The 16,924-nt window shown below is 71.7% G+C and carries 13 protein-coding genes; 7 read left to right on the top strand and 6 right to left on the bottom strand.

From position 1 onward, the window contains the following. Positions 1–120 precede the first annotated feature (120 nt). On the top strand, positions 121–1,410 hold the full coding sequence (locus OG247_RS15660) for a citrate synthase (protein ID WP_327252830.1): 1,290 nt from the start codon (positions 121–123) through the stop codon (positions 1,408–1,410). A 299-nt stretch (positions 1,411–1,709) separates the two neighbouring features. Here the strand turns inward: OG247_RS15660 and OG247_RS15655 are convergent, their stop codons facing one another. Together OG247_RS15655 and OG247_RS15650 are read right to left on the bottom strand one after the other, a co-directional pair. Next, a complete protein-coding gene (locus tag OG247_RS15655; RefSeq protein WP_327252829.1) occupies positions 1,710–4,016 on the bottom strand; it encodes a heavy metal translocating P-type ATPase in 2,307 nt (768 codons plus the stop codon). Between the two features lie 99 nt (positions 4,017–4,115). Beyond that, entirely contained in the window at positions 4,116–4,349 is a 234-nt protein-coding gene (locus OG247_RS15650) for a heavy-metal-associated domain-containing protein (protein ID WP_327252828.1), read from the bottom strand. 173 nt (positions 4,350–4,522) lie between these two features. Here OG247_RS15650 and OG247_RS15645 point away from each other — a divergent pair, with 173 nt between their 5' ends. Beyond that, positions 4,523–5,782: a cation:proton antiporter gene (locus OG247_RS15645; protein WP_327252827.1), complete on the top strand. Its 1,260-nt coding sequence runs from the start codon at positions 4,523–4,525 to the stop codon at positions 5,780–5,782. On the opposite strand, the gene OG247_RS15640 is transcribed toward OG247_RS15645, so the two are convergent. Beyond that, on the bottom strand, positions 5,760–6,530 hold the full coding sequence (locus OG247_RS15640) for a TetR/AcrR family transcriptional regulator (protein WP_327252826.1): 771 nt from the start codon (positions 6,528–6,530) through the stop codon (positions 5,760–5,762). The genes OG247_RS15645 and OG247_RS15640 overlap by 23 nt on opposite strands. Positions 6,531–6,671: 141 nt before the next feature. Between OG247_RS15640 and OG247_RS15635 the strand changes: the two genes are divergently transcribed. Continuing rightward, complete coding sequence (locus tag OG247_RS15635) at positions 6,672–8,918, top strand: MMPL family transporter (protein ID WP_327252825.1); 2,247 nt, start codon at positions 6,672–6,674, stop codon at positions 8,916–8,918. 44 nt (positions 8,919–8,962) lie between these two features. Here the strand turns inward: OG247_RS15635 and OG247_RS15630 are convergent, their stop codons facing one another. From OG247_RS15630 to OG247_RS15620, 3 genes are all read right to left on the bottom strand, one after another. Beyond that, on the bottom strand, positions 8,963–9,163 hold the full coding sequence (locus tag OG247_RS15630) for a helix-turn-helix transcriptional regulator (protein WP_030297784.1): 201 nt from the start codon (positions 9,161–9,163) through the stop codon (positions 8,963–8,965). 280 nt (positions 9,164–9,443) lie between these two features. Further along, positions 9,444–10,457, bottom strand: a complete 1,014-nt coding sequence (locus tag OG247_RS15625) for a Gfo/Idh/MocA family protein (RefSeq protein ID WP_327252824.1) — start codon at positions 10,455–10,457, stop codon at positions 9,444–9,446. Between the two features lie 43 nt (positions 10,458–10,500). Then, positions 10,501–11,415: a sugar phosphate isomerase/epimerase family protein gene (locus OG247_RS15620; protein WP_327252823.1), complete on the bottom strand. Its 915-nt coding sequence runs from the start codon at positions 11,413–11,415 to the stop codon at positions 10,501–10,503. A gap of 66 nt (positions 11,416–11,481) precedes the next feature. On the opposite strand from OG247_RS15620, the gene iolC reads away from it, so the two are divergent. From iolC to OG247_RS15600, 4 genes are read left to right on the top strand one after another with little or no spacing between them, the layout of a single operon-like run. Then, positions 11,482–12,486 carry a 5-dehydro-2-deoxygluconokinase gene (gene iolC / locus OG247_RS15615; protein WP_327252822.1) on the top strand — a complete coding sequence of 335 codons (1,005 nt, stop codon included), beginning with the start codon at positions 11,482–11,484 and terminating at the stop codon, positions 12,484–12,486. Next, entirely contained in the window at positions 12,470–13,477 is a 1,008-nt protein-coding gene (gene iolB / locus OG247_RS15610; RefSeq protein WP_327252821.1) for a 5-deoxy-glucuronate isomerase, read from the top strand. Before iolC ends, iolB begins: the two co-directional genes overlap by 17 nt. Continuing rightward, a complete protein-coding gene (gene iolD / locus OG247_RS15605) occupies positions 13,474–15,354 on the top strand; it encodes a 3D-(3,5/4)-trihydroxycyclohexane-1,2-dione acylhydrolase (decyclizing) (protein ID WP_327252820.1) in 1,881 nt (626 codons plus the stop codon). Before iolB ends, iolD begins: the two co-directional genes overlap by 4 nt. An 11-nt stretch (positions 15,355–15,365) precedes the next feature. After that, positions 15,366–16,865 carry a CoA-acylating methylmalonate-semialdehyde dehydrogenase gene (locus OG247_RS15600; protein ID WP_327252819.1) on the top strand — a complete coding sequence of 500 codons (1,500 nt, stop codon included), beginning with the start codon at positions 15,366–15,368 and terminating at the stop codon, positions 16,863–16,865. Positions 16,866–16,924: the final 59 nt, after the last annotated feature.

Below are 16,924 nucleotides of genomic sequence, written 5' to 3'. Positions count from 1 at the left end.
ACTCAGTGCCGTTGAAAACACCAAAGCTCGACCCCGAGTGCACTCACCTGCGCCGAATGGGGGAAGGTAGAGGCAGTCAGGGCACCTCGAAGAAGAGGCACTACGTCGGTGAGGGATGACGTGAGCGACAACTCTGTAGTACTGCGGTACGCGGACGGTGAATACACCTACCCGGTGGTCGAGAGCACCGTCGGTGACCAGGGCTTCGACATCTCGAAGCTCAGGGCTCAGACCGGGCTGGTCACCCTGGACAGCGGCTACGGAAACACCGCCGCCTATAAGTCCGCCATTACTTATCTCGACGGTGAGCAGGGCATCCTGCGCTACCGCGGTTACCCGATCGAGCAGCTGGCGGAGCGCTCGACCTTCATCGAGGTCGCGTACCTGCTGATCAACGGGGAGCTGCCGACCGTCGACCAGCTCGCGTCGTTCCGCAACGACATCACCCAGCACACGCTGCTGCACGAGGACGTCAAGCGCTTCTACGACGGCTTCCCGCGTGACGCGCACCCGATGGCGATGCTGTCCTCCGTGGTCAGCGCGCTGTCGACGTTCTACCAGGACAGCCACAACCCGTTCGACGAGAAGCAGCGCAACCTCTCGACGATCCGGCTGCTGGCCAAGCTCCCGACGATCGCGGCCTACGCGTACAAGAAGTCGGTCGGCCACCCGGTGGTCTACCCGCGCAACGACCTCGGCTACGTCGAGAACTTCCTGCGCATGACCTTCTCCGTGCCGGCCCAGGAGTACGACCTGGACCCGGTCGTGGTCGCGGCGCTCGACAAGCTGCTGATCCTGCACGCGGACCACGAGCAGAACTGCTCGACCTCCACCGTGCGTCTGGTCGGCTCCTCGCAGGCGAACATGTTCGCCTCGATCTCCGCCGGCATCTCGGCCCTCTGGGGTCCGCTGCACGGTGGCGCCAACCAGTCGGTTCTGGAGATGCTCGAGGGCATCAAGAACGACGGCGGCGACGTCGACGCCTTCATCCGCAAGGTGAAGAACAAGGAAGACGGCGTCCGCCTGATGGGCTTCGGGCACCGCGTCTACAAGAGCTTCGACCCCCGGGCGAAGATCATCAAGGCGGCGGCGCACGATGTCCTCTCGGCGCTCGGCAAGGACGACGAGCTCCTCGACATCGCCCTGAAGCTGGAAGAGCACGCGCTGGCCGACGAGTACTTCGTCGAGCGCAACCTCTACCCGAACGTGGACTTCTACACGGGCCTGATCTACCGGGCCATGGGCTTCCCGACCGAGATGTTCACCGTGCTCTTCGCGATCGGCCGCCTGCCCGGCTGGATCGCGCAGTGGCACGAGATGATCAAGGAGCCCGGCTCCCGCATCGGCCGCCCGCGCCAGATCTACACCGGCGAGGTCCTGCGCGACTTCGTTCCGGTCGAGTCCCGCTGACCCGAGGGTCGAGCCGCAGTACCCGCAGGACTCGTAGGACTTGCAGGACCCGAACAGGAAAAGCGCCCCGCCATCGATCCCCCCACGGGTCGAAGGTCGGGGCGCTTTCCTTACCCCGGAACGGATTCCCCCCACGGGACCCGGACCGGGTGTCTGCGTGCCGGGCAAACGTGTAGTCGTCCCAACACGTTTCCGGCATCGCCCCATTAGACCCACGCGGCTGCCCGAAGGTTACGCCGGGGTCCCTGTGATCTGCGTCTCGTGTGAAGGCGCTGTGCGCGAGACGTGAAGAGTGATCACTAGCGGAAGGAGCGCAGCCGCAGGCTGTTGGTGACCACGAAGACCGAGGAGAAGGCCATCGCGGCCCCCGCGATCATCGGGTTGAGCAGTCCGGCGGCGGCCAGCGGCAGCGCCGCGACGTTGTAGCCGAAGGCCCAGAAGAGGTTGCCCTTGATGGTGGCCAGGGTCCGGCGCGAAAGCCGGATCGCGTCCGCCGCGACCCGCAAGTCGCCCCGTACGAGGGTCAGATCGCTCGCCTCGATCGCCGCGTCGGTGCCGGTGCCCATGGCCAGGCCCAGGTCGGCCTGGGCCAGCGCGGCCGCGTCGTTGACCCCGTCGCCGACCATGGCGACCGTACGGCCCTCGGCCTGCAGCCGGCGTACGACGTCGACCTTGTCCTGCGGGAGGACCTCGGCGATGACCTCCTCGATGCCCACCGCGCGGGCCACCGTCTGCGCGACGGCCTTGTTGTCGCCCGTCAGCAGGACCGGGGTCAGACCCAGGGCCCGCAGCCGGGACACGGCCTCGGCGCTGGTCTCCTTGACGGCATCGGCCACGGTCAGCACCCCGCGGGCCTCCCCGTCCCAGGCGACCAGCACGGCGGTCGAACCCTCGGCCTCGGCGGCGGTCTTGATCGCGGCGAGGGCGGCGGGCAGCACGATCGACCAGTCGGCGAGCAGCTTCTCGCGTCCCACCAGGACGGCGTGGCCGTCGACCACACCCTGGACGCCGAGGCCGCCGTGGTTCTCGAAGCCCTCCGGGACCGACAGGCCGCCGGGGAGTTCCGCGGCGCCCGCCGCGATGGCCCGGGCGATCGGATGCTCGGAGGCGTGCTCCAGGGACCCGGCCAGGCGCAGCAGTTCGGTCGCGTCCACGCCCTCGGCCGGGTGCGTGCCGGCCAGGGTCATCTTGCCGGTGGTCACGGTGCCGGTCTTGTCCAGGACGACGGTGTCCACGCGGCGGGTGGACTCCAGCACCTCGGGGCCCTTGATCAGGATGCCGAGCTGTGCGCCCCGGCCGGTGCCGACCATCAGCGCGGTCGGAGTGGCCAGGCCCAGGGCGCACGGGCAGGCGATGATCAGGACGGCCACGGCGGCGGTGAAGGCCGCCGTCGGGTTGTCGGTGATCAGCAGCCAGGTGACCCAGGTGCCGAGGGCCAGGACGAGCACGACCGGGACGAAGACCCCGGAGATCCGGTCGGCGAGGCGCTGGACCTCGGCCTTGCCGTTCTGCGCGTCCTCGACCAGCTTGGCCATCCGGGCGAGCTGGGTGTCCGAGCCGACGCGGGTGGCCTCGACGACGAGGCGGCCCGAGGTGTTGACGGTGGCTCCGGTGACGGTGTCGCCCACAGTGACCTCGACCGGGACCGATTCGCCGGTCAGCATGGCGGCGTCCACGGCGGAGCTGCCCTCGACGACCGTGCCGTCGGTGGCGATCTTCTCGCCGGGCCGGACGAGGAACCGGTCGCCCACCGCGAGCGCGCTCACGGGGATGCGTACCTCCGCCCCACCGCGCAGGACCGCCACGTCCTTGGCGCCGAGCCGCATCAGGGCCTTGAGGGCCGCGCCGGCCTTCCGCTTCGAGCGGGCCTCCAGGTAGCGGCCGAGCAGGATGAAGCTGACGACTCCGGCGGCCACCTCGAGGTAGATCGCAGAGGACCCGTCGGTGCGGGAAATGGTGAAGTCGAAGCCGTGCCGCATGCCGGGCATTCCGGCGTGGCCGAAGAACAGGGCCCACAGCGACCAGGCGAAGGCGGCCCCCGTGCCCACCGACACCAGGGTGTCCATGGTGGCGGCGCCGTGCCGGGCGTTGGTCCAGGCGGCCTTGTGGAAGGGGAGCGCGCCCCAGACGACGACGGGGGCGGCGAGGGTCAGCGAGAGCCACTGCCAGTTGTCGAACTGGAGGGCCGGGACCATCGCGAGCAGGACGACGGGCAGCGAGAGCGCCACGGAGACCAGGAGGCGCTGGCGCAGCGCGGCCAGTTCGGGGTCGCGGGCTTCCTGGGCATCGGCGGCCTGTGCCCCGGTGCCCTGCGGTTCCGGCTCGGGTTCCGGCGGCGGGGGCTCCTCGGCGGTGTAGCCGGTCTTGACCACTGTGGCGATGAGGTCGGCGACCGCCACGCCTTCGCCGTACGAGACCTTGGCCTTCTCGGTGGCGTAGTTCACCGAGGCGGTGACCCCGTCCATCCGGTTCAGCTTCTTCTCGATGCGGGCCGCGCAGGAGGCGCAGGTCATCCCGCCGATGGTCAGCTCGACCTCGGCGGTGCCCGCGGCCGCTGCCGCTGCTTGCGCCACCGCTATGGGTCCGTCGTGCACTGTGCTGCTCATGTTCCGGCTCCAGGGGGAGGGCCGGGCCGTACGGAACCAGTATGAGCTGGCCGGTACGGCCCGGCGGGGTACTGCGGGGCACTGCCGAAGAGGGAGGGCTCAGGCCTGGCCGGCGAACTCGTAGCCGGCCTCGTCGACGGCGGCGCGCACGGCGGCCTCGTCGAGCGGGGCGGCCGACACCACGGTGACCTCGCCGGTCGCGGCGACGGCCTTGACCGAGGTGACACCCGCCAGGGCGGTGAGCTCGGCGGTGACCGCGCCCTCGCAGTGCCCGCAGGTCATGCCGGTCACCCGGTAGACGGTGGTGGTCTGGGTGTCCGTGTCGGCGCTCATGTCGTTCTCCTCTTCAAGGGCGTTTCCGGGGCCGGAAGACGGCGGATCGCTCGTGGAGGGTCCACCGTTCATCCCGACGCTTGGAGACTATACCCCTAGGGGGTATCAATGCGAGCATCCCGCGAGATCCTTTGCGGTGGACAATCCGGGCTGGCCATATGTAAATGGCACACATGGCGCACTCGGGGACCACTCTCATCCTGATCATGTCGATCGCCGTGCTCGCGCCCCTGCTCGCGTACGGGGTCTCGCGCTGGCTTCCCGTCCCGCTGGTGATCTTCGAGATCGTCCTGGGCGTCCTGGTCGGACCCGACGTCCTCGGCTGGGCGCACTCCACCGAGGTCATCGACGTACTCAGTGAGCTCGGCCTCGCGATGCTGATCTTCCTCGCCGGCTACGAGATCCAGTTCGCCCAGGTCAAGGGCGACACCCTGAAGCGGTCGGTGTGGGCCTGGGTGGCCGCCCTCGCGCTCGGGCTCGGGCTCGGCCTGCTGCTGTCGGGCGGCGGGTTCGAGAAGGGCGTCTACATCGGCACCGCGCTCACCAGTACCGCCCTCGGCACGATCCTGCCGGTCCTGCGGGACTCGGGGGACCTCCAGAGCCGGTTCGGCTCGGTGATGATGGCGATGGGCGCGGTCGGCGAGTTCGGGCCGATCATCGCGATGGCCCTGCTGCTCAGCGGCCGGGCGCCGGGGCAGTCGGCGGCGCTGCTGATCGGCTTCGCGGTGCTCACGGCCGCCGCCGTGTTCTGGGCGATGCGGCCCAAGCCGCCCTGGTTCGCCCGGGTCATCGCCAAGACCCTGCACAGCAGCGGGCAGTTCGCGGTGCGCCTGGTGGTGCTGATCCTCGTGGCGTTCCTGGCGCTGTCCGAGGTGCTCGGCCTCGACGTCCTCCTCGGCGCCTTCGCCGCCGGGCTGATCACCCGGCTCGTGCTGCACGGGGCCGCGCCGGAGAGCAGCGAGACCGTGCTGTCGAAGGTGGAGGCCATGGGCTTCGGCTTCCTGGTGCCGCTGTTCTTCGTGGTCACCGGGATCGAGTTCGACCTGGACGCGCTGCTCGCGGGCGGGCGGGTGCTGCTGTTGCTCCCGGTGTTCCTGTTGCTCTTCCTCGTGGTGCGCGGTCTGCCGATGTGGCTGCTGGCCCCCCGGGACCTCGGACGCCGGGACCGGTCGGCGCTGGTGCTGTTCGGCTCCACGGCGCTGCCGCTGGTGGTGGCGATCACCACCCTGGGTGTGGAGGAGGGGAAGCTGGGTTCGGGGGAGGCGGCCGCGCTGGTCGGGGCCGGGATGGTGTCCGTACTGGTCTTCCCGCTGGTGGGGCTGCGGTTGCGGGCGGGATCCGGTGACGGGTCCGGCTCCGGTGCGGGCTCCGGTGCCGGCCCCGGCGGGCCCGGGGACGTGGGGAAGATGGTCAGCGAGGAGGAGGCGTGGTGATCATCGGGTCCAGGTAGCGGAGCAGGACGGTCTTCAGCTCCGCGATGTACGCGGCCCGTTCGGCGCCCTCACTGGCCAGGATCAGTTCGAGCGAGGACTGCACGATCCCGAGCACCATGTGGGCGACATGGGCGAGCTCCGTCCCGGTGGCGGGGGCGGGGGCGGGGGCGCCGGGGGCGGCCGGGGTGACGCAGGCGCGCAGCAGCCCCTCGACGCGGGTCTGCATGCCGGCGTGCAGCTCGTCGTGTTCCTGGGCGATGCCGGGGATGCCGGAGCCGTGCATGAGCGCCCAGAAGGACGGGTTCTCGCAGTTGAAGGCGATGACCGGATCCAGGACCGCGTCGAGCAGCTCCGGTAGCGGCCGGTCCAGGTTCTCGGGGAGGAAGGCCCGGCCGTGCGCCTCGTGGGCGCGCTGGAGGAGGTGGCCGCCCAGCTCGACGGCGATGGCTTCCTTGTTCGGGAAGAACTGGTAGAGCGTGCCCGGGGACACGCCGGCCTCGCGGGCGATGGCGTTGGTGCTGGCCGCCGCGTAACCCGTACGGCAGAACACCCCGGCGGCGGCGGTCAGGAGCTGGGCGATCCGGCGCTCACCGCGGGCCTGGCGGCGGCGGGGGGCGGCTTCCGTCACTGCTGCTGCCGCCTCTGCCGCCGCCCCTGCCGCCGCCCCTGCTGCCGCCTCCGCTGCCGCCGCCTCCGCGATGGATTCACCCGCTTTGTCCGCGCTCTTGGTCCGAGAGGTCTCCCGCATGTCCAATCCCTTGCTTCCCGTTGCTTCCCGTGGGTGATTGACAAACACGAGAGATCGCTCGCATTCTTGAGAAACGCGAGCGACTGCTCGTGTTTGCCAGTCTAAGTGGCCTGGCAACCACGGTGAAGGGGACACCGAGACATGTCCGAAGTCAAAAAACCGCCGTCGCCTGGGGAGGGCGGCCGGTGGACCGGGTTCGTCACCACACGGCCGAGGCTCTCACTGCTGCTCGCCCTCGTGGTCACGGCCCTGGCCGTCTTCGCCGGCGGAGGCGTCGCCGACCGCCTGGGAAGCGGGGGCTGGGAGGATCCCGGCGCCCGCTCCACCTATGCCACCAAGGCGCTGGAGCGCGAGTTTCCCGGCTCCCAGCCCAATCTGCTGCTGCTCGTCGAGGCCGGAGCCGCCGCCGGGGCGGCCGGGGTGGACGACCCCGCCGTCGCCGCCGAGGCGGAGCGGCTGACGGCGCGGCTCGCCGCCGAACAGGGGGTGACCGGCGTGGGTTCGTACTGGCGGACCGGGCTGCCCACCCTGCGCTCCCAGGACGGCCGCCAGGCCCTGATAGCCGCCCGGGTGCTGGGTGACGAGAAGACGGCCAACGCCGTCCTGGACCGGATCGTCCCGAGCTACCGGGGCGAGCACGGACCGGTGAAGGTCACCCTCGGCGGGCCGGCCGCCGTCCAGCGCGAGGTGACCTCCACCATCCAGGAGGACCTGCTGCTCGCCGAGCTGATCGCCCTGCCCGTGACGCTCGTCCTGCTGGTCCTCGTCTTCGGCAGCGCCGTGGCGGCCCTGCTGCCCCTCGGTGTCGGCATCGTCGCCATCATCGGAACCAATGCCGTGCTGCGCGGTCTCACCGAGATCACCGACGTCTCCGTCTTCGCGCAGAACCTGACCACCGCCCTCGGGCTCGGACTCGCCGTCGACTACGCCCTGTTCATCGTGCGGAGGTTCCGCGAGGAGCTGGCCGCCGGGCGCGACCCGGTGGCGGCCGTCGGAGTCACCCTGCGCACCGCCGGGCGGACGGTCCTGTTCTCGGCGCTGACCGTGGCCGTCGCCCTCTCCGCCATGCTCTTCTTCCCGATGTACTTCCTGCGCTCCTTCGCCTACGCCGGAGTCGCGGTGGTCCTGCTTGCCGCGGCGGCCGCGCTCATCCTGCTGCCCGCGGCGCTGGTGCTGCTGGGGGAGCGGGTCAACTCCTTCGACCTGCGCCGGCTGTGGCGCCGGGGCCGGCCGGCCGGGAGCGATCCGGGCCGGGCCGGGGGCGGTCGGGGCTGGGCCCGGCTGACGGACCTGGTCATGCGCCGGGCCCCCGTGTTCGCCGTGGCCACCACGGCCGGGCTGCTGCTCCTCGGACTGCCCTTCCTCGGCGTGAAGTTCGGCACCGTGGACGACCGGCAGCTGCCGGCGACCGCCGAATCGCACGTGGTGCAGCAGCACATCCGCGAGGGCTTCCCCGGCAGCCCCGGCGGAGCGCTGACCGTACTGACCGAGGGGGCCTCCGGCGCCGCCGATCTCGACGCCTACAAGCGACGGGTGGAAGCCCTGCCCGGAGTGCTGGGGGTGGAGGGGCCGGTCGCTTCCGCCGCCGGTAGCGGATACGCCTACTTCTCGGTGCTCACCGAAGGCGAGGAGGTGGGAGAACGGGCCCAGGACCTGGTGGGCATGGTCAGGGCGGTGGACGCCCCGTTCGACACCGCCGTGACCGGACAGGCCGCAGTGCTCGTCGACGCCCGTGACGCCATAGCCGAGGAACTGCCCCTCGCCCTGGGCGTCGTGGTGCTGGCGACGCTGCTCCTGGTCTTCCTGCTCACCGGGAGCCTGCTGATACCCGTCCAGGCCGTACTGCTCAACGCGCTGAGCCTGACCGCGATGTTCGGGGCGGTGGTGTGGGTGTTCCAGGAGGGCCACCTCTCCGGACTGCTCTCCTTCACCTCCACCGGGGACATCGAGACCACCCTGCCCGTGCTGATGTTCTGCATCGCCTTCGGACTCTCCATGGACTACGGGGTGTTCCTCATATCCCGGATCAAGGAGGAGTACGACCGGACCGGAGACCACGAGGGGGCGGTGCGCGCCGGGCTGACCCGCACGGGCGGACTGATCACCGCGGCGGCCGTGATCCTGGCGGTGGTGATGGTCGCCATCGGCAGCTCGCGGGTGACCAACACCAAGATGCTCGGCCTGGGGATCGCGCTGGCCGTACTGATGGACGCGATGGTCGTGCGGAGCCTGCTGGTGCCGGCGGTGATGAAGCTGACCGGGAAGGCCACCTGGTGGGCGCCGGCTCCGCTGCGCCGACTGCACGAACGCATCGGGCTGAGCGAGGGGGAGCCCGCACCGGCCGCCGAGCGGCCCGAGCCCGAGCCGGTGCCCGTCGGGAGCCGCTAGCGGACGGGGCCCGGGAGGGTCCCGTCCCTGCACCGGACGCCGTGTCAGTCCTCGCGGCGTCCGCGGTTGCCGGGCCGGCGCGCCACCCAGGTGCGGATGGTGTCGGCGTACCAGTAGGGCTTTCCGCCCTCCACGTGGTCGGGGGCGGGCAGCAGCCCGTGCTTGCGGTAGGAGCGCACTGTGTCCGGCTGGACCCGGATGTGAGCGGCGATCTCCTTGTACGACCACAGCTGTCGGTCGCTCATCCTTGACACCTCCTTGTCCACGCCGCGGGGCCGGCCGGGAGGCCGTCGGGGGAGCCGGCGCGTGGACACTGACGATCACTCAGGTTGTGCCCGGGGAACGACGCAGGGTGAGGCCAGGGGAGGGGCTGTCGTCCGGCTGTGACGGAAGACCCGCGTAATGCGGACATGCGTGACACAAGGGCGACCCTCGTGACACGGGTGGCACACGGGGAGGGAGAGCAGCCGTACCGGCCCGGGGCCGGGGTGCGCCATCGACAGGCCCTAGGCCGGAGCGGGTGGATCAGAGGTAGAGGGCCGGGCGTTGGGCCAGTTCCACCTGGGTCCGTACGCCGCTGCGGGCCGCAGCGAGGCCCGCCGCGGAGACGGCCGCCGCCGCGTAGCCGTCCCACGCGTCGGGACCGTCCACCCGGCCCAGCGCGGCCGCGGCGACCCAACGGCGGAGCTGGCGGTCGTAGGCGTCCGCGAACCGCACCGTGAAGTCCTGGTCGATCTCCCCGCCCCAGCGGCCCGCCGACTGGACGACCATCGCGTGGCCGTCGCCGATCCGGGCGGTGCCGGACTCGCCGACCGCCTCGCACTGCACCTGGTAGCCGAAACCGCAGTTGACGAAGATCTCCACGTCGACCACGGCGCCGCCGGAGGTCTCCATGAGGACGAACCGGGGATCGCGCAGCCCCTCGCGGGCGGCCGAGGCGGGCGTCGGGGAGAACACGGTCACCGCGGTGATCTCCTGGCCCAGCAGCCAGCGGGCCGCGTCCACCTCGTGCACCACCGAATCGCTGATCAGCATGTCGCTGGTGAAGAAGGACGGCGAGGCGGCGTTGCGGTGCCGGCAGTGCAGGAACAGCGGCCGCCCGATGCCGCCCGCGTCGATCAGCTCCTTGAGCCGCGCGTACTCGGCGTCGTAGCGCCGCATGAAGCCGACCTGGACGAGCCGGCGGCCCAGCCGCGCCTCCGCCTCCATGATCCGCAGGGCGCCCGCCGGCTCGGGGGTCAGCGGCTTCTCGCAGAGCACCGGCAGCCGGCGCTCCAGCGCGTGCAGGATCGCTTCCTCATGGGCGGGCCCGGGCGAGGCGATCAGTACGGCGTCCACCCCGGGCGCCGCTATCGCGGCCGCCGGATCGGTGTGCGCGCTCGCCCCCTCCAGACCGGCCGTGACCTCCTTGACCCGGTCCCCGTCCGGGTCGGCCACGGCCACCACCCGGGCCCCGCCGACCGTCCGGCCGAAGCGGCGGACGTGGTCGGAGCCCATCTTCCCGGTACCGATGACGGCGATGCCGAGCGTGCTGGTCATGTTCTGTTCCTCCACGAGGGTGCGTACGGCCGGGGGATCCGGTTCAGCGGGCGCCACAGGAGCGCAGGTGGGCACGGGTGCGGCGGGCGATCGGCAGCGGCCGGTCGGGCGGGCACGGGTACATGTCCTGCTCCACGATGGCGAACAGGTCCACACCGAGCCGCTCGGCGGCCGCCAGCACCGGTTCCAGCGCGGGCACCCCCGACGGCGGCTCGCACATCACCCCACGGGCCACGGCCGGCCCGAACGGGACCTGGTCCCGGACGACTTCGGCGAGGATCCGCGGATCGACCTGCTTGAGGTGGAGGTAGCCGATCCGCTCGCCGAACGTCTCGATCGCCCGGACGCTGTCGCCGCCGCAGTACGCGTAGTGCCCGGTGTCCAGGCAGAGGGAGACCAGCGCCGGGTCGGTGGCGTCGAGGAAGCGCGCCACGTTCTCGGGGGTGTCGATGTGCGTGTCCGCGTGCGGGTGGACGACGATCCGCAGCCCGTACTCGTCCTGGACCCGCTTCCCCAGCCGCTCGGTCTGCGTGGTCAGTTCGCGCCAGGCCCCGGGGGTGAGGGTGCGGTCCTCCAGCACCTCGCCGGTCTTGTCGTCCCGCCAGAAGGAGGGGATCACGACGAGGTGCGCGGCGCCCATGGCCCGGGTGAGCTCCGCGATCCGCGACACGTGCTCCCAGGTGGCTTCCCACACGGCGGGCCCGTGATGGAGTCCGGTGAAGACGGTTCCCGCGGAGACGCGCAGGCCGCGCGCCCCGACCTCGTCGGCGAGGCGGACGGGATCGGTGGGGAGATAGCCGTAGGGGCCGAGCTCGATCCATTCGTACCCGGCTTCGGCGACCTCGTCGAGGAACCGCTCCCACGGGGTCTGCCGGGGATCGTCGGGGAACCAGACCCCCCAGGAGTCCGGAGCCGAACCGACGCGGATACGGGTCAACGCGGGCGGTGAGGACGTCATACGGCCACCTTAGGGTGCGAGGCTCTTGGGTACGGGGAGCACTCGGTCGGGAGGAATGGTGTGGTGATGGCTGCGGATCCGTTGGCGTTCGACCTGATCACGATGGGGCGGATCGGGGTGGATCTCTACCCCCTGAAGACGGGCGTACCGCTCGGCGAGGCGGACACCTTCGGGAAGTTCCTGGGCGGTTCCCCGACCAACGTCGCCGTCGCGGCGGCCCGGCTGGGCCGGCGCACGGCGGTGATCACCCGGACCGGAGCGGACCCCTTCGGCGCGTATCTCCGGGCGGAACTGCGCGGGTTCGGGGTGGACGACCGGTGGGCCGGGGAGGTGGCGGCCTATCCGACGCCGGTGACCTTCTGCGAGATCTTCCCGCCGGACGATTTCCCGCTGTACTTCTACCGCTACCCGAAGGCGCCCGACCTGGAGATCGCCGCGGACGAGCTCGACCTCGACGCGGTGCGGTCGGCGCGGGTGTTCTGGATGACCGGTACAGGGCTCAGCGCGGAGCCGAGCCGGACGGCCACCCTGGCGGCGCTGGAGGCACGTTCGAAGTCCGGGATCACGGTCTTCGACCTGGACTGGCGGCCCATGTTGTGGCCCTCCGGCGCCGGGGACGACGCCGGGCCCGACGCCGGGGACGGCGCCGCCGAGCCCGGGGAGTGGTACCGCCGGGCGCTGTCCCTCGCCACGGTGGCCGTGGGCAACGCCGAGGAGTGTGCGATCGCCACCGGCGAGACCGAGGCGTACGCGGCCGCGCGGGCGCTGCTCGCTGCCGGAGTGGAGCTGGCGGTCGTGAAGCGGGGTCCGGCGGGTGTGCTGGCCGTCCACCGGGACGGGACGGTGGCGGAGCTCCCCCCGGTACCGGTGACGGTCGTCAACGGGCTGGGCGCGGGAGACGCCTTCGGCGGGGCCCTGTGCCACGGGCTGCTCGCGGGGTGGGAGTTGAAACGGACGATCGGCTACGCGAACGCGGCCGGGGCCATCGTGGCCTCACGGCTCGCGTGTTCGACGGCGATGCCGTTCGCGGCGGAAGTGGAGGAGGTGCTCGGCCGTGCCGGTGGTGTCTGAGTGGGCGATGGACTGGACGGGGCTGCTCGTGCTCGACCTCGCGCCGGGGGAGGTGTACGCGCACCCGTGCGGGAAGTCGGAGTGGATCGTGCTCCCCCTGGCGGGCAGCTGCGAGGTCCGCTGCGCGGAGCCTTCCCCGACCCCGCCCCTTCCCGAAACTGGTGGCTCCGCCCCCAGCCCCCTGTCCCGGGGCTCCGCCCCGGACCCGGCGGGGGCTCCGCCCCCGGACCCCCGCGCCTCGAACGCCGGCGAGGCTGGAGTCGCCCTGCAGGGCGACACCGGCCGAAAATCAGCCCCTCCGGCGTTTGAGGAGGTCTTCCGGCTGCGGGGGCGGCGCGGGGTGTTCGACGGGCCCACCGACTTCGCCTACCTGCCCCGGGACGGACACGCCGAGATCCAGTCGGCCGACGGCGGCCGCTTCGCGCTCGTCGGCGCCCGCTGCGAGCAGCGCCTACCCGCCCGGTACGGGGCCGCCGCCGAGGTTCCCGTGGAGCTCCGGGGAGCCGGACAGTGCTCCCGCCAGGTCAACAACTTCGCCGCCGCCGGAGTCTTCGACTGCGACCGGCTCATCGCCGTGGAGGTGCTCACCCCCGGCGGCAACTGGTCCTCGTACCCGCCCCACAAGCACGACGAGCACCACCCCGGCGTGGAATCCCGGCTGGAGGAGATCTACTACTACGAGATCGCCCCGCACGGGGACACACCCGGCCTCGGCTATCAGCGTGTCACCCCCTCCCCGGCGGGGAAGACCGACATCCTCACCGAGGTGAGGACCGGTGACGCGGTCCTCATCCCGGACGGCTGGCACGGCCCCTCCATCGCCGCGCCCGGCCACGACATGTACTACCTCAACGTCATGGCGGGACCCGGAGCGACCCGGGAGTGGCTCATCCGGGACCACCCCGATCACGGGTGGATCCGCTCCACCTGGACCGGCCGGGACGTCGACCCCCGGCTGCCCTTCCACCACCGAGCGGAGGACTCCGCATGACACCGACCGTCCGGCTCACCGTCGCGCAGGCCCTCGTCCGCTTCCTCTCCCGGCAGTACACCGAGCGCGACGGACACCGCCGGCGGCTGATCGCCGCCACCTGGGGGATCTTCGGGCACGGGAACGTCGCCGGGATCGGCCAGGCCCTGCTGGAGACCGGCCGCGGGGAGATGCCGTTCCTGCAGGGCCGCAACGAGCAGGCCATGGTGCACGCCGCCGTCGGGTTCGCGCGGCAGAGCGGGCGGCTCTCCGCGCACGCCGTCACCACCTCCATCGGCCCGGGCGCCACCAACCTCGTCACCGGGGCCGCCCTCGCCACCATCAACCGGATCCCGGTGCTCCTGCTGCCCGGGGACGCCTTCGCGACCCGGCCCGCCGACCCCGTCCTCCAGCAGCTGGAGGTCCCTCATGCGGGTGATGTCTCCGTCAACGACACCCTGCGCCCCGTCTCCCGCCATTTCGACCGCGTCACCCGTCCCGAAGCCCTGATTCCGGCCGCGCTGCAGGCCGTACGGGTCCTCACCGACCCGGTGAGCACCGGCGCCGTCACCCTCGCGCTGCCGCAGGACGTACAGGCCGAGGCGTACGACTGGCCGGAGGAGTTCTTCGCCGAGCGGGTGTGGGGCGTACGCCGGCCCCGCCCCGACCGGACCGAGCTGGCGCAGGCAGCCCGCGCCGTACGCGGCTCCGTGCGGCCGCTGATCATCGCCGGCGGCGGGATCCGGCACAGCGCGGCGGGCGCGGCGCTGGCGGAGTTCGCCGAGGCCACCGGGATCCCGGTGGCCTCCACCCAGGCGGGCAAGGGGGCCCTGCCCTGGGACCACCCCGCCGACGTGGGCGGGATCGGGCACACCGGCACGGCCACCGCCGACGCGCTGGCCCGCGAAGCCGATCTGGTGATCGCCGCCGGGACCCGGCTCACCGATTTCACCACCGCCTCCGCGACGCTGTTCCAGGACCCCGGCGTGCGGTTCCTCGGGCTCAACCTGGACCCGTACGACGCGCACAAACTCGCCGCCCGCCCCCTGGTCTGCGATGCGCGGGAGGGCCTGGCCGAACTGCGGGCCGCGGTCACCGGGTACAGGGTGGACCCCCCGTACGAGGCGGCGTACAAAGAAGGGAAGAGGGCGTGGGAGCGGCTGGTCGACCGGGCGTACGCGGCTCCCGACGAGGACGCCGTCCCGACGCAGGCACAGGTGCTGGGTCTGCTGGACGGTCTCGTCGACGGTGACGACATCCTGATCAATGCCGCCGGTTCGCTCCCCGGGGACCTGCACAAGCTGTGGCGGGCCCGCTCCGCGGACCAGTACCACGTCGAATACGGGTACTCCTGCATGGGCTACGAGATCCCCGCCGCGATCGGCACCGCGCTGGCCGCCCCCGGGCGGCCGGTGTGGGCGCTGGTCGGCGACGGGACGTACCTGATGAACCCGACCGAGATCGTCACCGCCGTACAGGAGGGGATCCCGGTCAAGGTGGTGATCCTCGACAACCACGGATACGCCTCGATCGGTGGCCTCTCGGACGCGGTGGGCGCCGAGGGGTTCGCCACCGCCTACCGCTTCCGGGCGGTGGACGGTTCGTACAGCGGTGCGCCCCTGCCGGTGGATCTGGCCGCCAACGCGGCCTCCCTCGGGATGGCCGTCATCCGCCCCCGCACCCTCGGTGACCTGCGCAAAGCCCTCGCCGAGGCGCGGGCGGCGGACCGTCCCACATGTGTCTACGCGCAGACCCGAACACCCGACACTGTGTCGGGCCCACCCCCCGCACAGGCGTGGTGGGATGTCCCTGTGGCCGAGACCGCGACCCGTGCGTCGGCGGCCCGGGCCCGAGAAGAGTACGACCGGCAAGCCGCGCAGCGACGTCGCCATCTGTGAAGGAGTTAGGCATGAAGACCGTCAACCACTGGATCGGTGGCAAGACCGTCGAGGGCGCGTCGGGCAACTACGGCCCTGTCACCGACCCGGCCACCGGTGAGGTCACCACGCAGGTGGCCCTCGCGTCCGCCGACGAGGTCGACGCGGCCGTACGGGTCGCCAAGGAGGCGTTCCTGTCCTGGGGGCAGTCCTCGCTGGCCGCCCGCACCAAGGTGCTGTTCGCCTACCGCGCCCTGCTGGACGCCAACCGCGACGCCATCGCCGACCTGATCGTCGCCGAGCACGGCAAGGTGCACTCCGACGCGCTGGGCGAGGTCGCCCGAGGCCTGGAGATCGTCGAGCTGGCCTGCGGGATCACCGTGCAGCTCAAGGGCGAGCTGTCCACCTCGGTGTCCAACCGGGTGGACGTCTCCTCGATCCGCCAGCCGATCGGCGTGGTCGCGGGCATCACCCCGTTCAACTTCCCGGCGATGGTGCCGATGTGGATGTTCCCGCTGGCCGTGGCCTGCGGCAACACCTTCATCCTCAAGCCGAGCGAGAAGGACCCCTCGGCCTCCACGCTGCTGGCACAGCTCGCCAGCCAGGCCGGTCTGCCGGCGGGCGTGCTGAACGTGCTCCACGGTGACAAGGTCGCCGTCGACGCCCTCCTCGCGCACCCCGACATCGCGGCCGTCTCCTTCGTGGGCTCGACCCCGATCGCCCGCCACATCCACACCACCGCCTCCGCCAACGGCAAGCGCGTACAGGCCCTGGGCGGCGCCAAGAACCACATGCTGGTGCTGCCGGACGCCGACCTGGACGCCGCCGCCGACGCCGCGGTCTCGGCCGCCTACGGCTCGGCCGGCGAGCGCTGCATGGCCATCTCGGCCGTCGTCGCCGTCGGCTCCATCGCCGACACCCTCGTGGACAAGATCCGCGAGCGCGCCGAGAAGATCAAGATCGGTCCCGGCAACGACCCGACCTCCGAGATGGGTCCGCTGATCACCGCCGCCCACCGCGACAAGGTCGCCTCGTACGTGACGGGCGCGGCCGCGCAGGGCGCCGACGTGGTCCTGGACGGCACCGGCTACACGGTCGAGGGCAACGAGAAGGGCCACTGGATCGGCCTCTCGCTGCTGGACAACGTCAAGACCGACTCCGACGCCTACCGCGACGAGATCTTCGGCCCGGTGCTGTGCGTGCTGCGCGTCGAGACCTACGAGGAGGGCGTGGCGCTCATGAACGCCTCGCCGTTCGGCAACGGCACCGCCATCTTCACCCGCGACGGCGGCGCCGCCCGCCGCTTCCAGCTGGAGATCGAGGCGGGCATGGTCGGCGTCAACGTGCCGATCCCGGTGCCGGTGGGCTACCACTCCTTCGGTGGCTGGAAGGACTCGCTCTTCGGCGACCTGCACATCTACGGCAACGACGGCATCCAGTTCTACACCCGCGGCAAGGTCGTCACGACCCGCTGGCCCGACCCGTCGGACGCCCCCGCCGGCGTGGACCTCGGATTCCCGCGCAACCACTGACGGGAGTCCCCGGCCGGAGTCCCGGCCGGGCGCACGCCTCGTAGGACCGCTCGCCCCCC

The sequence above is a fragment of the Streptomyces sp. NBC_01244 genome (assembly GCF_035987325.1).
Taxonomy (GTDB): domain Bacteria; phylum Actinomycetota; class Actinomycetes; order Streptomycetales; family Streptomycetaceae; genus Streptomyces.
The sequence above is the reverse complement of the archived record's forward strand: the minus strand, read 5'-3'. Positions and strand labels throughout refer to the sequence as shown.

Coding starts and splice junctions, on each gene's coding strand:
- OG247_RS15655 (WP_327252829.1), bottom strand. CDS start 4,016: ATGAGCAGCACAGTGCACGACGGACCCATAGCGGTGGCGCAAGCAGCG.
- OG247_RS15650 (WP_327252828.1), bottom strand. CDS start 4,349: ATGAGCGCCGACACGGACACCCAGACCACCACCGTCTACCGGGTGACC.
- OG247_RS15645 (WP_327252827.1), top strand. CDS start 4,523: ATGGCGCACTCGGGGACCACTCTCATCCTGATCATGTCGATCGCCGTG.
- OG247_RS15640 (WP_327252826.1), bottom strand. CDS start 6,530: ATGCGGGAGACCTCTCGGACCAAGAGCGCGGACAAAGCGGGTGAATCC.
- OG247_RS15635 (WP_327252825.1), top strand. CDS start 6,672: ATGTCCGAAGTCAAAAAACCGCCGTCGCCTGGGGAGGGCGGCCGGTGG.
- OG247_RS15630 (WP_030297784.1), bottom strand. CDS start 9,163: ATGAGCGACCGACAGCTGTGGTCGTACAAGGAGATCGCCGCTCACATC.
- OG247_RS15625 (WP_327252824.1), bottom strand. CDS start 10,457: ATGACCAGCACGCTCGGCATCGCCGTCATCGGTACCGGGAAGATGGGC.
- OG247_RS15620 (WP_327252823.1), bottom strand. CDS start 11,415: ATGACGTCCTCACCGCCCGCGTTGACCCGTATCCGCGTCGGTTCGGCT.
- iolC (WP_327252822.1), top strand. CDS start 11,482: ATGGCTGCGGATCCGTTGGCGTTCGACCTGATCACGATGGGGCGGATC.
- iolD (WP_327252820.1), top strand. CDS start 13,474: ATGACACCGACCGTCCGGCTCACCGTCGCGCAGGCCCTCGTCCGCTTC.
- OG247_RS15600 (WP_327252819.1), top strand. CDS start 15,366: ATGAAGACCGTCAACCACTGGATCGGTGGCAAGACCGTCGAGGGCGCG.